Genomic DNA, 18,822 nt, shown 5'->3' on the forward strand with positions numbered 1-18,822 from the left:
TTCTGATACAAAATTCAGGAAACCAAGAGTGATTTTGTATGATAAATATCATGTCATCGCATGCTTAAGCGCTATTACGAAAACATTTTTGTCCCGAAAACGCAGCACAACTGAGCAATCTTATAAGATTACAGCAAAAAAATCAGGCAACAGTGTTGCCTGACGCATGCTTATTTTTAAGCTACATTTACCACAGTCTCGATCTGCGGTGCATATTTTTTTATGGTAGTTTCAACGCCGGCTTTCAATGTCATCTGATTGACGCTGCAACCTACGCAGGCACCTTCAAGACGCACTTTGACATGTTTGTCGTCTTCAATTTCGATAAGCGAAATGTTTCCTCCATCCGACTCAAGAAATGGACGGATTTCATCCAATGCCTTCTCTACGTTTAATTTGATTTCTTCTGTTGTCATAATGTTGTTTTTTGAACAAACTTTAGATTTTTAGTTTGCCTATGGGCTAATTAATATAACCTATGGCATACTAACATCTTATTTTTTTACTGCTGAGCATCCAGCCATAGTCGTAATTTTTACAGCTTCTGAAGGCGGCAGGTTTTCATTTCTATATACAGTTTCCTGAACTACGTTTCTGGCAATATCTTCAAAAACTTTTTCTAATGGAGAAGCAGTCTGCAAAGCAGCCGGGCGACCGTAATCTCCCGCTTCACGAATTGACTGTACAATTGGAACTTCTCCCAAGAATGGAACTTCAAGATCTTGCGCAAGGTTCTTAGCTCCTTCTTTTCCAAAGATATAATATTTATTTTCAGGTAATTCTTCAGGTGTAAAATAAGCCATATTTTCAACAATCCCTAAAACTGGAACATTGATTGAATCCGACTGGAACATAGCTACTCCTTTTTTCGCATCAGCTAATGCAACAGCCTGTGGTGTGCTCACTACAACGGCTCCTGTGATTGGCAATGATTGAACTATTGACAAATGAATATCACCTGTTCCTGGTGGCAAATCGATTAGCATGAAATCCAATTCTCCCCAGTCTGCATCAAAAATCATCTGGTTTAGCGCTTTTGATGCCATAGGTCCTCTCCAGATTACAGCCTGGCTTGGTGCCGTAAAAAACCCGATCGAAAGAATTTTAACTTCATAGCTTTCGATTGGTTTCATTTTAGATTTTCCGTCAACAGTAACTGAAATTGGTTTTTCAGATTCTACGTCGAACATAATTGGCATTGACGGACCGTAAATATCCGCATCCAATACGCCTACATTAAAGCCCATTTTTGCCAATGTTACTGCCAGGTTTGCAGTAACAGTTGATTTACCAACGCCTCCTTTACCGGAAGCTACAGCAATAATGTTTTTGATTCCCGGAATGGATTTTCCTTTGATCTCGGTTTTTTCAGGAGTTTCAACTTTTATGTTGACTTTTACTTTGGCTTCTGCTGAAATGTTTTCGTGTATTGTTTTGATAACATCAGCTTCTGCACGTTTTTTAATATGCAGCGCTGGTGTTGTAAGCGTAAGTTCTACGACTACTTCGTCTCCAAAAGTAAGTACATTCTGAACTGCACCGCTTTCTACCATATTTTTACCTTCTCCAGCAATGGTAATAGTTTCCAATGCTTTAAGAACTTCTTTCCTATCTATTTTCATTTTTGTATAGCTCTCTTTTTCAAGCCTTTAAATTAGACTGATTTTAAATTGCAAAGATAGCATGAAAACTTTGTAATGTAAAGTTAATAGATTGAAAAAGTTTATGGTTAGATAGACGAATTTGGACTAAACCGATTATCGCCTTAAAAAGAAATTACAATTCGTTTTTTTGGATCAGGTTAATCTTCAGAGAAGCATACTGTACCAGTAGATTATTCTTCAAAAAATCATATTCAGAAGACAGCAATTGGTTTTTTACCGAAGTATAAATTACAGCATCTACTTTTCCGCTGGTAAATTTTGCTTGGGTAGTCCTGAATGATTCTTTGGCATATAACAGCGTATTTTGCAAGTTTGAAGTCAATTGGACGTATTGCTTTTTTCGGGTAGTTTCCAATTCAACTTGCTGCTGTATCTTGATTTTTTCCTGTTCTGAAACCAATTTGACTTTCTCAGCTTCAATTTTTGATGCTGTAATCTGCCTGTTTCTTTTAAATCCGTTAAATACAGGAATATTGAGTCTTAGTCCTATTTCATGATTCTTATTATCGTCAAATTGAGATTTAAAACTTGGCATATTATCGTTAGGCTGATTTATTGGCGAAGAATAAAATGTCGAAAGACTATAATATCCTATAATAGAAGGTAGATTCTCCGATCTTAAAATTGAAATTTGTTTTTTGGAACTTTTATACGACAGTTCAGCATATTCGATTTTTGGGTTTTTAAAAAGCGGCTCGTTTATAGGTTCTGTTTCTTCTGCCAGATAAACTTCAAAAGTTATGGTTTCAAGGTTCTCTACCTGAAAATTCATTAATTGAAAAAGCTGCAATTTTTGGGTTTCAAACAATTGCTGCGCTTCAAGCAAACGTTTTTCATCTTGCGAGAAACTTAGTTTGATATCATACAAATCACTTTCTGGTTTATTGCCAATTTCTACTTCTTTCTTGATTCGCTCTAAGTTAAAGGTTGTATTTTGGATCTGCTCCTTTTGGATTTTGACCAATTCCTGCGAAAACAAGACATCAAAATATTTTTCCAATAACTGCAACTTGTATTCATACTCTATGACTTCTTTATCTGCCTGAGCCAGTTCAATGTTGACCTTGTCTCTTTGAGCAACAGCAAGGTTTCCAAAATTTAAAAGACTCATATTGGCTCCCAAACTCATATTGTCATATTGGATATCAGAACTCACCCTGTTGTTTGTACTGGGATCAATGGTCGAACCAAAGTTATAACTGTGATTGCCTGTCAAATTTACTGTTGGAAATAACTCTAAAAGCGGATGGGTGTACAGCTTTTTGGCTCTATTGATTTCGAGCTGTTTGATTTTTATATCAATATTACTTTGCAAAGCCGTAGTGAAACACTTTTGCAATGACCAGGAATTCTCCTGGCCATTAACAAAAATGCTCGAAGTAATTAGGAGCAAGCTCAAAATTAATTTCTTATTCATATTTCAGATATTTCAAGACGTTAACCCGCGTAGCCTGATAGGCTCTCGACAACACTACAATCAGCATCAACAACAAAAGCGCAACAAAGCCTATAGCAAACGGAGCAATCGTAATATCGATGCGGTAGGCAAAATTCTCCAGCCATTTGCTTAGCAGAAAATAAACCGGGAATAAAGCTATTAGAAAACCAACTACACAGAAAACCACATATTGCTTGGAAAGTTCTTTTAGCAGCGTTTTCGTTTCTGCTCCCAAAGTTTTTCGAATGGCTATTTCTTTCATCCTACGTTGGATAGAATACGAAGCCAAGGCAAACAAACCGGAAAGTGCTATAAAAATCACAACCATGTTTAGCAATGAAAATAAATTCCTCTGATTCACATAGGCCTGATAAGATCTTGCATAACTCTTATTTACAAAATCATATTTAAATGGATATTCTGCATCGACTTTCTTTATCCAGAAATTTTCAATTTCCTTCATCGCACTTTCCATATGTTCCGCATCTATTTTCACAAAAATCTGATGTGCATTCTGAATCATCCACGGAATGGTTTTATAGTGGAAAATGGTCATTGGAGGAATTTCTTCCTGAGGGCCACTGACATGAAAATCTTTTGCAACACCCACAATTTTTAGTTTTTTATCATTCCAGTTGATTTCTTTACCTATCGGATCTTTTTCGTTCATCAAACGTAAAGCGGCCTCATTGATAAGAATATTTTGCATCGTATCTGTTGAAAGCGAAGGAGAAAGGTCTCTGCCTTTTGCCAGTTTTATATTCATCATGCTTAGCAAATCGAAATCAATTGCCATATTTCTTCCTTGGATTGCTTTCTTATTATATTCATACCCTGAAGAAGCCTGAGCGCCACCTCCAAAATCAAAAGACCCAATTGAAACCTGTTTTACTCCTTTAATTTTTAGTAGTTCTTGACGGATAGTTTCATAGCGCAGTACTATTTTTTCCAGATAGCCTTTTTCTTTAAAATCATACGGATTTCTGTAGTTAACCTGAACGACCTGATCTCCTTTGAAACCTAAATCTTTAGAACTCATATAGGAAACCTGTTCGTAAACGATATACGACCCAACAATAAAGAAAGAGGCAATGGCAAATTGCAGGATTAGCATACCATTTCTAAGCCAGATTCCGTTCTTGCTTCTGCCAAAATTGCCCTTCAGTACTTTCAAAGTTTCGAAATTTGATACATATACTGCTGGGAAGATACCTGCAAGTAATACCACCAAACCAAATATCAGCACAATTTGAAGATAGAACTGTCCGCTATGGATAATCAGGTCTTTTCCTAAAAATTCATTATAATAGGGCAATGAAAGCTCTACAATTACCAATGAAATTAGGATCGCAAAACCTGCCATCAAAGCTGTTTCAAAAATAAATTGCTTGACAATATTCCCTCTCGTAGCCCCAATTATTTTTCGAACTCCTACTTCTTTTGCTCTTTTTATAGCATTTGCTGTTGCCAGATTTACATAGTTTACAATTGAAAGCGTCAAAATTAAAAGAGACAATCCCATCATTATTAACAAGAATTGATAACTTCCCCTTCCTTCTCCATAATTTGACGTCACAGAATGCAATCTTGCCGCTGTCAATGGTTCTAAAATAATTTTAGAGACTTGGCCTTCGCTATTTCTCTTCCTCCATTGTTCTGGTGTAATCCCTTCTTCTCTTGCCCATTTCAGCTCTCTGTTTTCATGCATCAGTCTTTCTAATTTCAATTTTACCGACTCTGTCTGTTCCGGATTTTTTAATTTGAGCATCAACCCATAATTAAAATTTCCCCATTGTGTCCTATCTCCTTCCAATCTTCTATCAATTGTGCTAATAACAACCTCTGGTGCCATAGAAGATTTGCCTGGAACTTTATATAATGCTCTTACAACATACTTTTTTTCGGAATAGGTAACTTCTTTCCCTATTGGATCTTCATTCCCGAATAATTTTTGGGCTGCTGCTTCTGATAATGCCATACTGTTATTATCAGCCAGAGCATTTTTTGCGCTTCCTTTTATAAATTCAAATGGAAAAAATTCGAAAAAAGTTTTCTGAGCATCTGTGATTTTCAAAGTTTCCTTTTTTCTCTTGTAGCTTACCATATCTTCCTCATAATCTGCATCAAAATAGCAGTAGGATTCCAGTTCATCATAATCTTTAAGATAAGGCTCATAACCTGCCAGATTGGTAGCCCAAAGCATGTTTTCGCCAAGATCAGAAATAGAAAGGAATATTCTTTCCTTATCAGGATTCCATTCATTATACGAATGTTCATCATTCCAATAGAGGATGGCAAAAACCAATCCTGCAATTCCCATACTCAATCCCAAGATATTTAGAGCTGTAAAAATCTTATTGTCTTTAATCTGATATAAAAATATTTTTAGCCAATTCTTCAGCATAATCTCTTTTATTAATTAATTATCCCATTCGGGTTTATTCGTATTTTAAATAGTTCAGGACATTCATCCTTGTGGCCTGATATGCCTTTGAAATCACTACTGCTAGTGTCAGTGCCATCAGGAAGAAAAGGCCTGTGATGAATGGAATTGGAGAAATATCAATTCGATAAGCAAAATTCTCCAGCCATTTGTTCAATAGCAGGTAAGCCGGAGCCAAAGCAATTACAAAACCTATGACACAGAACACCACATATTGTTTTGAAAGTGTTGCAAGCAGCGTTTTGGTTTCTGCTCCCAGTACTTTTCTGATAGCAATTTCTTTCATCCGGTTTTGGATGGAGTAAGAAGCCAGGGCAAACAATCCAAAAAGAGCAATCAGGATAACAACAAAATTCAATACTGAAAACAGGTTCCTTTGGCTGACATAGCCTTGATATGTTCTTGCAAAACTCTTATCAACAAAATCGTATCGGAAAGGATATCTTGTATCTAGTTTTGTCGACCAGAATTTTTCTATTTCAGAAATCGTTTGCTCCATGTTTTCAGGCGAAATTTTTACATAAATCCTGCTCAAATAGCTACTTTCAGAAACCGTTTTCAGATGATAAAAAAGCATTGGAGGAATTTCTCTTTGCGGGCCATAGGAATTAAAGTCCTCAACAACACCCACAACTTTCAATCTTCTAATACCTGGCTTATCACCGTCATCTCTAAAATCAAACTCTTTTCCTATCGGGTCTTTTTCACCCATCAAAGCAGCAGTCGTTTTATTGATAATTACAGAATTGATCGTATCCGAAGCGTATTTTTCAGAAAGTTCTCTTCCTTTAGCCATTTGGATTCCCATCAGATCAAACAGGCCAAATTCCATTGACATATTTTCGACTTCAATATCTTTTCCTTTATAATCGAAAACTGTAGTAAAATAGCCTCCACCTCCAAAGGAAAAGTTCCCGGTTGAAACTCCTTCTACTCCTTTTATTCTAAGCAATTCATTACGGATCATTTCATAATCGGCCGGATTTTTCGCTTCGTTAAAAGGAACATCGATTACCTGATTACCGTTAAATCCAAGATCTTTGTCCATCATAAAATTCACCTGTTGATAGACAATGTAGGAACCTATGATAAAGAATGAAGCTATCGCAAATTGAAAAATCAACATTCCGTTTCGAAGCCAGATACCTCGTTTGCTTCGGCTGTAATTCCCTTTTAGCACCTTTAGTACATCAAAATTGGCTATATAGAGTGCCGGAAAAACTCCTGCGGCAATAACTGTCAGAAGAAAAACTCCAATTAGTTGGATATAAAACTGACCGCTACTCAGAATCATGTTCTTCGACAAGAATTCGTTATAATACGGAAGCAGCAACTCTACTATTACCAGAGCAAAAAGAATTGAAAAGGAAGTGGTGATTACTGTTTCAAATAAAAACTGCCAGACAATCTGTCTTTTTGCAGCTCCGATAATTTTACGGACACCAACTTCCTTGGCACGCTTTATTGCATTTGCCGTTGCCAGATTTATATAGTTTACAATCGAAAGGACTAAAATCAATACCGAAAGTCCGAGCATAATCAGAAGAAACTGATAATTGCCGCTTCCTTCCTGATAGCCATTGTTTACTTTTGAATGCAGTCTTGCCGTTTTTAGTTGTTCCAGATATGGGACGTCCAATCCGTAGTTTTTGATAAATGCTTCCGTAGAAATTCCTTTTTCTTTAGCATCTTTTGTCGCTTGTTTGTCAACATAAATCTGGCGAATCTGTTTTTCAACCATTTCTTTGTTTGCCGGATTCTTTAATTTGACAACTAAAAAAACGGTATGAGCTCCCCAACTTTCAGCGTTCTTTTTGATATCCGCTTCAAATTCCTCACGTATTACGATTGCTGGTTCTACGGAAGACTTTCCCGAAATCTTATACACACCACCAACGACACAATGGGTTTCACCTACTTTTATGGATTTGCCTATAGGATCTTCATCACCAAATAATTTCTGGGCTGTTTCTTCTGAAATTGCCGCATTATTTTTTTCTTTAAGAGCTGTTTTGGCATTTGATCTGATAAATTCAAAAGGGAAAAAAGAGAAAAAACTTCCTTCCGATTTTAGCACTTTTGATACCAGTTCTTTTTTGTCCGCATATTCAACAAGCGCTCCGGTATAGGCTGGATAAAAATTGCAATATTCTTCTACTTCTGGCGAGACTTCTTTTAAACGGGTTCCCAAAGGCATCACGTTATAGGCCAGAAATCCGGACCTTGGCTGGTCGTTAACCACCTGAAACACATTTTCATTTTCAGGATTCCATGCGTTATACGACTGCTCGTCATTCCAATATAAAATGGAAAATACCAATCCTGCAATACCTATACTTAACCCTAAAATATTCAGGGCCGTAAACAGCTTGTTTTTTCGGATTTGGTACAAAAATATTTTTAGCCAGTTTGAAAGCATACGATTTACTTTTTGAGATTTGTAATTCTTATACTGCCTTACGCTAAAACGTTCACATTTCTGCTGTTCAATTTCTCTGAAAGAACGATACCGTCTTTCATCAGTATTGTTTTTTGAGAAAAAGAAGCATCGTAGTCAGAGTGGGTAACCATCAAAATTGTGGCTCCATTAGCATGCAGATCTGTCAAAAGCTCCATCACTTCATTTCCATTTTTACTGTCCAGGTTACCTGTAGGTTCATCAGCCAATATAATTTTAGGATCATTGATTAATGCTCTTGCTACTGCAACTCTTTGCTGCTGTCCTCCTGAAAGCTGTTGTGGAAAATGTCTTAATCGGTGAGAAATAGCAAGACGCTCTGCCATAGCTTCTACTTTTTTCTTTCTTTCAGAAGCACTTACATTGTTATAAATCAGAGGCAATTCGATATTGTCATAGACAGAAAGTTCGTCAATCAGGTTAAAATTTTGGAAAACGAAACCAATATTCTGTTTTCTTATTTTTGATTTTTCGCTCTCTTTTAGTCCACGGATTTCTTGACCCAATAATTGATAACTGCCAGAAGTAACATCGTCTAAAAGACCGATAATGTTTAGCAATGTAGATTTTCCACAGCCGGAAGCACCCATAATGGTTACAAATTCGCCCTGTTTTACTTCTAATGAAATTTCATTAAGTGCTTTGGTTTCTACTTCTTCTGTTCTAAATACTTTTGAAAGGTTCTGAATTTTGATCATGATGTTGTTTTTTTTAAGTGTTCGTTTTTTAATTGATGATTGAAACTGATGATGATTTATTTTTCTATCCATTGGCAGAAATACGATCCCGCAGTCTGTTGTCCAATAAATTTAATTTTATATTCCTGGTTTTCCTGAAACAGTACTTCCGTTTCGCCTTTTTCGTCCTTAGAAAATGATTTCTGAAACAGCACTTCATTCCGGCTATCTACTACAATCATTTCTAAGGTTCCTTTTTTTACTTTGATAGCATACTTCAGTAAAGTATTGATCTCTTTTGAAGTGGTGATTTTTACAAAAGTTTCGCCTTCATATTCTGAATATTTTGCTTTTGTAAAAGAGCTACCATTTTCATTTGCCCATTTTTTATCTTTGACAGGCTCCGTAAAATGTGTCCCATAAGCTCTGATATATTTATTTGTAACCGATTCTGTTTTTTGAGCATAAAGCTGAAAAAAGCTCAGAATCAAGAATGCTAATGCTATTAAAAATTTCTGCATAATTATTAAAAGTTTAAAATTTCAATTTCTTTATAATCTTTATAGGATGAAGTCACCACTTTGTCTCCTGCTTTTAACCCGCCCAAAACCTCATAATATAAAGGATTTTCTCTACCCAGACTAATTTCTTTGCGGACTGCCTTATCTCCCTCAACAATAAAAATCCATTTGCCGGAAGTATCTTCATAAAAACTTCCTTTTGGAAGCACAATACTTTTTGACTTTTCAGAAAGCATCAATCTTACTCCAAAACTCAAACCTTGTCTGAGGTCAAGTTTTTCTGTATTCACAAAATTAAGCTCCACCTGAAATCTGCCATTTTTCACTTCCGGTATTACTTTTGAAACCGTTACCGGAATCATTTCTCCTTTGTATTCAATTTCTCCTTTTTGACCCTGGGAAACTTTTTCAAGATAAAATTCATCTACATCTGCCAGCAACTTATATCCTTTCATCACATCAATTTTTCCGATGCTTTCTCCTGCAATGTAGTTTTTACCCAAAACAGGCTCAAAAGAGGACAATCTTCCCGCAAGTGGTGCCGTAACCAAAAAATTCTTCTTGTTATTTCTCAAAATATGCAGGCTTTTCTGCATGATTGCCTGTGATTGGTTGATCTGGGCAATCTGAATCTGGTTAGCCTGTTTTTCTTTTTGGATGCTTTGCTGGATTATATTTTTTCGTTCTTTTTGGAATCTGAAATTTTCCTGTGTCTTTTCCCATTCGTTTTTAGAAAGGATTTGTTCCTTGAATAATTTCTCATTCAGTTCATACAGGCTTTTGGCATCCAGATAATCGTGCTCTATTGCAACCAAATCTTTAGCCAGGTTCAGTTCCTGGTTTCTCAAGTCCAGCTTTACCTTATTCAGGTTGTTAATCTGTTCGATCATGGAAGTTTCCTGTGTCATGTAGCCTAATTCCGTATTCGGATTATACAATCTTGCCAAAGGTTGTCCTTTTTGGACAAAGTCACCATTACCGACAAAAATTTCCTGAATAGAACCGCCTTCAATAACATTCAGCAACATCGAATTCAGAGGTTCTACTTTGGCCTGAAAAACAATAAAATCTTCAAAATAAGTATTCTCCACTGTTTTAATTGTGATTTCTCCTTTTTTGACCTCCAAACCTCTTTTTTTAGTTACAGATGAAAACACAACATAAGCTGCCAATAAAAAAAGAGGCAAACCAATTAACAGGTATTTATTTTTTCTACTTTTACGAGGAACGATAGTGTCCATAATTAAATTATTTGTGAAACTATATAACAATTTTGTGCCACGATTTTAAAAATTGCAAAACCTTATGTTATAAGGCTTTTCATTTTTAATCAAAACCTCAAGTGTCCGATAATGAACACTATTTGTCCAAAAACGAACAGCCGATGAAAAAAACGCAAGCAACAATTTTAGTCATTGATGACCAGGAAGATATTTTATTTGCTTCCAAGATGTTTCTTAAGAAACATTTTGAGACAATTTATACGCTGAATAATCCTAAAAATATACTTGACACGCTATCTCAAAATCAAATTGATGTTGTTCTTTTAGACATGAATTACAGAATAGGCTTTGAAGACGGAAGAGAAGGAATCTATCTTTTAAAAGAAATCAAGACTTTTTCGCCACAAACTACAGTAATTTTAATGACCGCTTTTGGGAAAGTAGAAACAGCTGTTGAAGGACTTAAAGCCGGCGCTTTCGATTATATCCTGAAACCTTGGGACAATGAAAGGTTATTGGAAGTTGTAAAAGCCGCTGTTGAAGAAAACCGGAAAGAAAAGAAAAAAACAGCTAAAACACCTAAAAAGGATTCTTTCTTTATTGGGAGTTCTTCCGGTATACAAAAGGCCTATTCTCTGGCAGAAAAAGTAGCAAAAACAGATGCCAACGTTTTGATTCTTGGAGAAAATGGAACCGGAAAATATGTATTGGCAAATCATATTCACCAAAATTCCAACCGAAATACCCATCCGTTTGTTCACGTAGATTTAGGTTCCTTAAATGACAATATTTTTGAAAGCGAACTTTTTGGTTATGCCAAAGGCGCTTTTACTGACGCTAAAAATGATACGCCGGGAAGATTCGAACTGGCTCAAAAAGGAACTATCTTTTTAGATGAAATTGGGAATGTTCCGCTACAATTGCAGGCTAAATTATTACAGGTTATACAAAACAAATCGGTGACACGTTTGGGCGAGGCAAAACCCAGACAATTGGACGTTCGCATAATCACGGCTACCAACATGGATCTCAAACAGGAAGTCAGTCAAAAGAATTTCAGAGAAGATCTTTACTACAGGATCAATACGATGGAAATCACTTTGCCACCACTTCGCGAACAAAAAGACGATATTGTTCCATTGGCCAATTTTCTGCTTGGCAGGACAATTGAAAAATATGACCGCGGAGAAATTGTTTTCGACAACAATGCCTTGGCTCAAATGGAAAAGCATTCCTGGAACGGAAATGTCCGTGAAATGGAAAATCGCATTGAACGGGCCGTTATCTTATGCGAAAACAATACGATTACCGTTTCTGATCTTGATTTAGATACGATCTCCAAAACAGAAGGTAATGATGACGTGCAACTTTCCGATGTTGAAAAATCTGCCATTGAAAAAACCCTGCAAAAGAACAATTTCAACATTAGCAAATCTGCCGAAGAACTTGGCCTTTCAAGGGCTGCACTCTACAGAAGAATGGAAAAATACAAAATAGATAATCCAAATGGCACCGAATAGAAATACCGTATTATTAGTTCGATTCTGCGCTATTCTGGCAGGCATCATCATTTGTTTTTTCTTATTTCAGAAAGGGCTTTTTTATACTTCTATCTTCGTATTTTTTATTATATTTATTCTTATACTGGAATTGTTTTCTGCCATAAGGAATATCTTTTTATTTTATGACAAGACCATACAGGCTATATTAAACAATGATTTTTCTGCCGATTTTTCAAAACATGCCTCCTTCGAAAATTACAAAACGCTTTTCAAACTATATGACAGCCTGAAAGTTAAACAAAACGAACATGTTTCTAAAGATTTGGTTTATCGTTCTATCCTGAACAATATAGAAACCGGAGTATTGATTTTAGAAAAAGAAAACGAAGACTGGAACATTTTTTTAATGAACGATTATTTCTCGAATCATTTTCAGGTGCCAAAAGTTTCAAAATGGCATTATTTGAAAAACCAGCTGCCTTCGCTATGTACGATTATTGAAGAAAGAGATTTTCAGGAAATAAAAACATCATTACAGATTAGCGTAAACAAGCAGACTTCGCAGACCTTCATCCTTCAAGCCTCCAAAACAAAAACCTTCGATAGAGAATATTATATCATATTGCTGGATTCTATACAAAAGGTAATCGAGAAAAAAGAAAAAGAAGCCTGGATCAACCTGATGAAAGTTATCTCTCACGAATTGATGAATTCCATCACGCCAATCCGGTCACTTACACAAAACCTGAACGAACTGATGCAGCAGGAATCTTTGTCTAAAGAAGATCTGGAAGATATCAGGCAGAGCGTCACAACCATCATTCACAGAAGCGACCATTTGCAAAATTTTGTAGAAAGTTACCGCAAACTCGCCATGCTTCCTACTCCAGACAAAGAAGCAATAGACTTAAAACCTTTGCTTGAAAACACGCTACAGGTCATGGCTCCGCTTTTTAAGAAAGGAAACGTTACCGTAAAAAATAGAATTGAATCAAACAGGCGAATAAAGGCCGATAAACTTCAAATCGAACAAGTTTTAATTAATTTGCTGACCAATAGTATTTACGCTCTTGAAGACAGAGAAGAAAAAGAAATCGAAATTGTCTGTGAAGAAAAAAACGCCCGAACTTTTATTACTATATCCGATTCCGGAACAGGTGTAGATCCCGCTATAGAAGAAAAAATTTTCCTGCCTTTTTTCACCACCCGTAAAGAAGGAGCAGGTATCGGGCTTACTTTATCAAAAAACATAATCGAGGCTCATGGTGGTTACCTTAGCCATAGTAACGATAATGGGCGAACGAGTTTTACGATTTGCTTATTGTAAAATTCTTACAATAATTTTATCAAATAATTCACAATAATTAACAGCACTTTGTTTTTTATCCTAAATTTGTGTTAATTAACTTAATAATTTACAACATATGAAAAAATTATTTGCTGAGTTTTTTGGAACATTTTGGTTGGTTTTTGGAGGATGCGGAAGCGCTTTGTATGCTGCTGGAATTCCAAACCTAGGAATTGGTTTTGCCGGAGTCGCATTGGCTTTCGGACTTACAGTACTGACAATGGCTTATGCTGTTGGACATATCTCTGGAGGGCATTTTAATCCGGCTGTTTCTTTTGGACTTTGGGCTGGCGGAAGATTTTCAGGGAAAGATCTGATTCCGTATATTCTTTCACAAGTTGTTGGAGGAATCGCAGCGGCAGCAGTTTTATATCTAATTGCTTCCGGAAAAGAAGGTTTTGCAATTGACCCAACAAAGGCCGGAGCTTTTGCAGCAAATGGTTTTGGAACTCTATCTCCCGAAGGCTATTCCTTAGAAGCGGCTTTCATAGCGGAACTACTCCTGACCTTTTTCTTTCTGATTATAATTCTTGGTGCGACAGATAGATTTGCAAACGGAAAATTTGCCGGAGTTGCAATCGGACTTGGACTGACCTTGATTCACCTTATCAGTATTCCAATTACGAATACTTCTGTAAACCCTGCAAGATCAACTTCTCAGGCACTTTTTGTGGGAGGTGAATATATTTCACAATTATGGTTGTTTTGGGCTGCTCCTATTCTGGGCGCCATTCTTGCCGGATTTGCATATAAATTCTTGTTACAGAATAATGATGAAGCATAAAATATAAAAAGGCGGGGAGTTCCCCGCCTTTTTTCTTATCTTAATTCAATTGCCGGGTCCCAGAAATGTTTCTCAAAATCTACAACCTGATTGTCTATAACTTCAATACCTTCGTTTTCCAAAAGCTGCTGCATCAGGTTCGTCCCATCAAAATGATGCTTCCCTGATAAAAGACCAACACGATTTACCACTCTATGTGCTGGAATATCATCATTGTTATGCGATGCATTCATTGCCCAGCCAACCATTCTCGCTGATCCGGAAGAAGCCAAATACTTTGCTATTGCTCCGTAGGAAGTAACTCTTCCGTAAGGAATTTGCTTTGCGACTTCATAAACTCTCTGGAAAAAATTTTCTTCTTTCATACCGGAAAGTTTAATTTCTAAAAATCTTGATCAGGTTGATAATCGCTACCAATCCTGTAACCGATCCCAAAAAGTAATTCATGTTTTCCATCATCCAATTCGTCTTATGTTCAATTTTCTTAAAGAAAACGATATAGAGGTAAAAAATTGAAAAAGAACCCAGGACAACTCCCATAACAAACATCCAAATCAGAATAGGTATAAATTGCAGATAACCATTATTCGCCAGAGTAATGCTTACAAAAACATAATATGGTATTGGGAAAAAATTTAGTGCAGACAATAGCATCCCGAGAAAAAACCTTCCAGTTTTTGTCCTGATTTTGCTATCTTCTTCTTTAAGTTTTGGCTTTTTTGCAATAAAAAAGAAATAAATCGTAAGCAATGCAAACAAAACCAGTCCGATTTCCTGAAGCAGGTAAATAATATCCGGTCTGCTATTTATAAATTTTGCAAATGCAACCGCTATATACGTCTGAAAAAACACGACAACCGTTGCACCTGTCGCAAAATAAACAGCACGCGTACGGCCATCACGAACACTAATCTTAGCAGCCGTCATGTTTATCAGCCCCGGAAGAGCAATTCCAACAGCCGATAGAAAAATTCCCCACAACAGCGCCATTGCAATTGCCATATTATTTTATTTTAAATCTAATATAGGTAATTGCCTTATTAATCTCCAAATATTGTTTTTCATAAAATGTCTGGATGCTTGTCACTTCCTCCGGGCTACCTTCATTTTTGTAGACGTTATGATTTGCATACAAAACTTCATGTCCTTCTCCATGTAGCAATCCAAGCGTGTAACCGTGCATGAACTCGCTATCCGTTTTCAGATTTACGACACCATCCGGCTTTAATATTTTTTTATAGAGTTGCAGGAATTCCGAATTGGTCATCCTGTGTTTTGTTCTCTTGTATTTGATTTGCGGATCTGGAAAAGTAATCCAGATTTCATCCACTTCATTTTCTCCAAAAATATAGTCGATCAATTCAATCTGCGTTCTTACAAAAGCAACATTGTGCATCCCCTCTTCAACGGCGGTCTTTGCACCACGCCAGAAACGGGCACCTTTGATATCGATTCCTACAAAGTTTTTATTTGGATATTTTTCGGCTAATCCTACGGAATATTCTCCTTTTCCACAGCCTAATTCCAGAACAAGCGGATTATCATTTTTAAAAAAAGAGGCATTCCATTTTCCTTTCAAAGGAAACTCTCCGCCCACTACTTCTTCTCTGGTCGGCTGAAAAACATTGCCAAAAGTGGCGTTCTCTTTAAATCGTTTTAGCTTATTTTTACTTCCCACGGCTTAATTTAAAATTTTGGTAAAATTAAGGAAATATATAAGAACTGAATTACTTTTATCTTGCTTCAAATTTAATTCAGGATTTGAAGCTGCAAATTGGGCTTTTATCATCAATTGCAACCCGTTCTTTTTTGCCAACTTTACGAAAATGAATTGGCAAAAAACTAAACAGAAGCCAGACAGTATTGACTATTTTTAAACTTTTAACAGCAGGATCGAAAAGCCATGTCTTCAAAAAAAATATTAGTGGCTCCATTAAATTGGGGCTTGGGCCATGCCACAAGATGCATCCCTATTATAGAAGCTCTTGAAAATAACGGCTATATTCCAATTATAGCTTCCGATGGAGTTGCGCTGCAAATGCTCCAAAAAGAATTTCCGCACCTGCAAAGTCTGGAATTACCATCTTACCACATCGAATATGCCAAAAATGGTGCTTTTTTTAAATGGAAAATGATCAAGAATTCCCCAAAAATGATTGATGCTATTCTTCAGGAGAAAAAAACCATCCGCCAATGGATAGATGAATATGATATTGCCGGAATTATTTCTGATAACAGACTTGGCGTATATTCCAAAAAAATACCTTCTGTTTTTATTACGCATCAGCTTAATGTTTTGACCGGGAACACAACATGGATTTCCAGTAAAGTACATCAGCATATCATTAAAAAATTCAATCAGTGTTGGATTCCTGATGTTGAAACCAAACCAAATCTTTCAGGAAAACTGGGTCATCTTGAAAATCCGGAAGAGAATATAAAATATATTGGCCCATTAAGCCGACTTCACAGAAAGCCAACCGATAAGAAATACGACCTGATGGTCATCTTATCCGGTCCTGAGCCGCAACGCGGTATGCTTGAAGCTCAACTGACTCAGGAAATGGGACAATTCAAAGGGAAAGTAGTTTTTATTAAAGGAAAAATTGAACCTGAACAAAAAATTGAGCAGGCAGGCAATGTGACGTATTACAACTTCATGAATACGGAGCAGCTGGAAAACACATTCAACGAAAGCGAAATTGTTCTATGCCGTTCCGGTTACACTACAATTATGGACTTGGCACAGCTTGGAAAAAAAGCATTTTTTATTCCTACTCCCGGACAATACGAACAAGAATATCTTGCCAAAAAATTAAAGAAAGAAGGATTGGTTCCTTTTGCCAAACAAGAAGATTTTAAGATTGAAAATCTTCTGGAAATCGACCTGTTTAAAGGATTGAAAAACTTTGGAACAGCAATAACCTGGAATAAGTTATTTTGTCTTTTCGAGGGTAAATGAAAATTCTGATCCTTTGCCTACCTGGCTCTCAACATAGATTTTTTCGTCGTGGGCCTCAATAATATGCTTTACGATAGAAAGACCCAATCCTGAACCGCCTTCACTCCTGGCTCCACTTTTGTCTATCCTGTAGAAGCGTTCAAAAAGTCTTGGGATGTGCTGTTTTTCGATACCGTCGCCATTATCCATAATCCGGACAATGACTTTGTTATTGACCAAATCTTCAACACTAACTTCGGTAGTACCGTCTTCTTTTCCATATTTTATGGAATTGACGACAAGGTTTGTAACTACTTGTTGTATCTTTTCCTTGTCGCCATATACATAAATCGGTTTTACATATTTCAAATCAAACATCAGCAATATGTTTTTCTCCGATGCTTTCATTTCCAGCAAATCGAAAACATTTTGGATGACTTCCAAAATATCGAACCGTGTATTCACCAGATTCAGTTCACCGGCTTCCAGTTTCGTAATCATATCCAAATCCTGTACGATATAGATTAGTCTTTCGACTCCTTTCTCAGCACGCTGAAGGTATTTTTTACGAATGGTTTTGTCTTTCATTCCGCCATCCAAAAGCGTTGAAAGGTAACCTTGCACGGTAAATAATGGTGTTTTTAACTCATGGGATACATTCCCGATAAATTCTCTTCGGTATTCTTCACGGACTTTCAGAGTTTCGATTTCGAGTTTTTTATCGGTGGCGAATTTTTTCACCTGCTTGGTAAGCGTAGCCATATCGGTAGTAATAGGCTGCGACCTGAAATTAGTAGATTCGAGGAGCGAAACATCATCGTAAATCTTTTTCACTCTTCTGTAAATAAATCTTTCTACGCGGTATTGCAAAACGAAGAAAGAGAAAATAGCGATGCACAGGGCAAAAATAAGACAGAATTTCCAAGAAAAATCATAAAACAGGCTAGTAAGGATTCCCACCATTCCGGTAGAGAAAAAAGTAATATACAACGATGATTTTACCGCAAAACGGTATGTTTTCTTGAAACTTACGGACATTAAACTTCTAATTTATAGCCAACTCCTTTTATGGTTTTGAACAATTCTTCTCCGATTTTTTCTCTTAACTTACGGATATGGACGTCTATTGTTCTTCCGCCAACGATTACTTCGTTGCCCCAAACCTTATCCAGAATTTCTTCTCTTTTAAATACTTTTCCAGGTTTAGATGCCAATAGATAGAAAAGTTCAAATTCTTTTCTTGGCAGTATGATTTCTTTTCCGTCCTGGATAATCTTGTATTCTTCTCTATTGATTTCGATACCACCCACGTTTAGGGTTTCCGAATTTTGTTCTTCCTCTTTTAACCTTCTTAACAGCGATTTTACTTTGCTTACCAATAATTTTGGCTTGATTGGTTTAGAGATATAGTCATCAGCTCCAGCATCTAATCCGGCAACTTGCGAATAATCTTCGCTTCTTGCCGTCAGAAACGTAATAATTACGTTGCTTAGCTCAGGCAGCTTTCTGATGTTTTCACAAGCTTCCATTCCATCCATTTCAGGCATCATCACATCCATGATAATTAGGTGAGGCAACTCCTTTTTAGCCTTGAGTATCGCCTCTTTCCCATTGCTGGCTGTTACAATTTGATAGCCTTCTTGTGAAAGATTGTATCCTACGATTTCGAGGATATCCTGCTCATCATCAACCAATAAAATCTTAATGTCTTTCTTTTTCATCTTTAGGAAAAAATTTGCGTTTAGCGGTTGTAAATGTAAATATAAAACAAAAGGATTACATGTGTTAACTGTAATTTAATATCGTAACAATTTAGTAAAGTT

The 18,822-nt window shown here is 36.5% G+C and carries 17 protein-coding genes; 4 read left to right on the forward strand and 13 right to left on the reverse strand.

Annotation, left to right across the window (positions count from 1 at the left end):
* Window positions 1–176 precede the first annotated feature (176 nt).
* The 8 genes from ABH942_RS07275 to ABH942_RS07310 form a co-directional block, all read right to left on the reverse strand.
* Window positions 177–416, reverse strand: a complete 240-nt coding sequence (locus tag ABH942_RS07275; protein ID WP_056071984.1) for a NifU family protein — start codon at window positions 414–416, stop codon at window positions 177–179.
* Window positions 417–494: 78 nt separating this feature from the next.
* A complete protein-coding gene (locus ABH942_RS07280) occupies window positions 495–1,622 on the reverse strand; it encodes an Mrp/NBP35 family ATP-binding protein (protein ID WP_140000827.1) in 1,128 nt (375 codons plus the stop codon).
* Window positions 1,623–1,776: 154 nt separating this feature from the next.
* Entirely contained in the window at window positions 1,777–3,081 is a 1,305-nt protein-coding gene (locus tag ABH942_RS07285) for a TolC family protein (protein WP_370030603.1), read from the reverse strand.
* Window positions 3,074–5,506: an ABC transporter permease gene (locus ABH942_RS07290; protein WP_370030605.1), complete on the reverse strand. Its 2,433-nt coding sequence runs from the start codon at window positions 5,504–5,506 to the stop codon at window positions 3,074–3,076. The genes ABH942_RS07285 and ABH942_RS07290 overlap by 8 nt, the downstream gene beginning before the upstream one ends.
* A 34-nt stretch (window positions 5,507–5,540) precedes the next feature.
* The gene (locus ABH942_RS07295; protein WP_370030607.1) at window positions 5,541–7,964 is read right to left on the reverse strand and encodes an ABC transporter permease; all 2,424 of its coding nucleotides are present in this window, start codon (window positions 7,962–7,964) and stop codon (window positions 5,541–5,543) included.
* Between the two features lie 38 nt (window positions 7,965–8,002).
* Complete coding sequence (locus ABH942_RS07300; RefSeq protein WP_370030609.1) at window positions 8,003–8,701, reverse strand: ABC transporter ATP-binding protein; 699 nt, start codon at window positions 8,699–8,701, stop codon at window positions 8,003–8,005.
* A 56-nt stretch (window positions 8,702–8,757) separates the two neighbouring features.
* Complete coding sequence (locus ABH942_RS07305; protein ID WP_370030611.1) at window positions 8,758–9,201, reverse strand: hypothetical protein; 444 nt, start codon at window positions 9,199–9,201, stop codon at window positions 8,758–8,760.
* Between the two features lie 5 nt (window positions 9,202–9,206).
* Window positions 9,207–10,442, reverse strand: a complete 1,236-nt coding sequence (locus ABH942_RS07310; protein ID WP_370030613.1) for an efflux RND transporter periplasmic adaptor subunit — start codon at window positions 10,440–10,442, stop codon at window positions 9,207–9,209.
* Between the two features lie 143 nt (window positions 10,443–10,585).
* Here ABH942_RS07310 and ABH942_RS07315 point away from each other — a divergent pair, with 143 nt between their 5' ends.
* The 3 genes from ABH942_RS07315 (at window position 10,586) to aqpZ (ending at window position 14,058) form a co-directional block, all read left to right on the forward strand.
* On the forward strand, window positions 10,586–11,944 hold the full coding sequence (locus ABH942_RS07315) for a sigma-54-dependent transcriptional regulator (RefSeq protein ID WP_370030615.1): 1,359 nt from the start codon (window positions 10,586–10,588) through the stop codon (window positions 11,942–11,944).
* Window positions 11,931–13,253: a PAS domain-containing sensor histidine kinase gene (locus ABH942_RS07320; RefSeq protein ID WP_370030617.1), complete on the forward strand. Its 1,323-nt coding sequence runs from the start codon at window positions 11,931–11,933 to the stop codon at window positions 13,251–13,253. The genes ABH942_RS07315 and ABH942_RS07320 overlap by 14 nt, the downstream gene beginning before the upstream one ends.
* Before the next feature lie 97 nt (window positions 13,254–13,350).
* Window positions 13,351–14,058 (forward strand): aquaporin Z, encoded by a 708-nt coding sequence (aqpZ, locus tag ABH942_RS07325; RefSeq protein WP_370030619.1) that lies wholly within the window; start codon window positions 13,351–13,353, stop codon window positions 14,056–14,058.
* Between the two features lie 35 nt (window positions 14,059–14,093).
* Here aqpZ and ABH942_RS07330 read toward each other — a convergent pair whose 3' ends face one another.
* Genes ABH942_RS07330 through trmB form a run of 3 tightly spaced genes read right to left on the reverse strand, consistent with a single transcriptional unit; the run spans window position 14,094 to window position 15,736 of the window.
* Window positions 14,094–14,423, reverse strand: a complete 330-nt coding sequence (locus ABH942_RS07330; protein WP_140000837.1) for an MGMT family protein — start codon at window positions 14,421–14,423, stop codon at window positions 14,094–14,096.
* A gap of 10 nt (window positions 14,424–14,433) precedes the next feature.
* Window positions 14,434–15,060 (reverse strand): LysE family transporter, encoded by a 627-nt coding sequence (locus tag ABH942_RS07335; protein WP_370030621.1) that lies wholly within the window; start codon window positions 15,058–15,060, stop codon window positions 14,434–14,436.
* 1 nt (window position 15,061) lies between these two features.
* Window positions 15,062–15,736 (reverse strand): tRNA (guanosine(46)-N7)-methyltransferase TrmB, encoded by a 675-nt coding sequence (gene trmB, locus ABH942_RS07340; RefSeq protein WP_370030623.1) that lies wholly within the window; start codon window positions 15,734–15,736, stop codon window positions 15,062–15,064.
* A gap of 225 nt (window positions 15,737–15,961) precedes the next feature.
* Here trmB and ABH942_RS07345 point away from each other — a divergent pair, with 225 nt between their 5' ends.
* The gene (locus ABH942_RS07345) at window positions 15,962–17,020 is read left to right on the forward strand and encodes a glycosyltransferase (RefSeq protein ID WP_370030625.1); all 1,059 of its coding nucleotides are present in this window, start codon (window positions 15,962–15,964) and stop codon (window positions 17,018–17,020) included.
* Here the strand turns inward: ABH942_RS07345 and ABH942_RS07350 are convergent.
* Both ABH942_RS07350 and ABH942_RS07355 read right to left on the reverse strand, forming a co-directional pair.
* Window positions 16,994–18,037 (reverse strand): sensor histidine kinase, encoded by a 1,044-nt coding sequence (locus tag ABH942_RS07350; RefSeq protein ID WP_370030626.1) that lies wholly within the window; start codon window positions 18,035–18,037, stop codon window positions 16,994–16,996. The genes ABH942_RS07345 and ABH942_RS07350 overlap by 27 nt on opposite strands.
* Entirely contained in the window at window positions 18,037–18,720 is a 684-nt protein-coding gene (locus tag ABH942_RS07355; protein ID WP_121375988.1) for a response regulator transcription factor, read from the reverse strand. Before ABH942_RS07355 ends, ABH942_RS07350 begins: the two co-directional genes overlap by 1 nt.
* Window positions 18,721–18,822: the final 102 nt, after the last annotated feature.

It is taken from the genome of Flavobacterium sp. 28YEA47A (assembly GCF_041262125.1).
Classification (GTDB): Bacteria; Bacteroidota; Bacteroidia; order Flavobacteriales; family Flavobacteriaceae; genus Flavobacterium.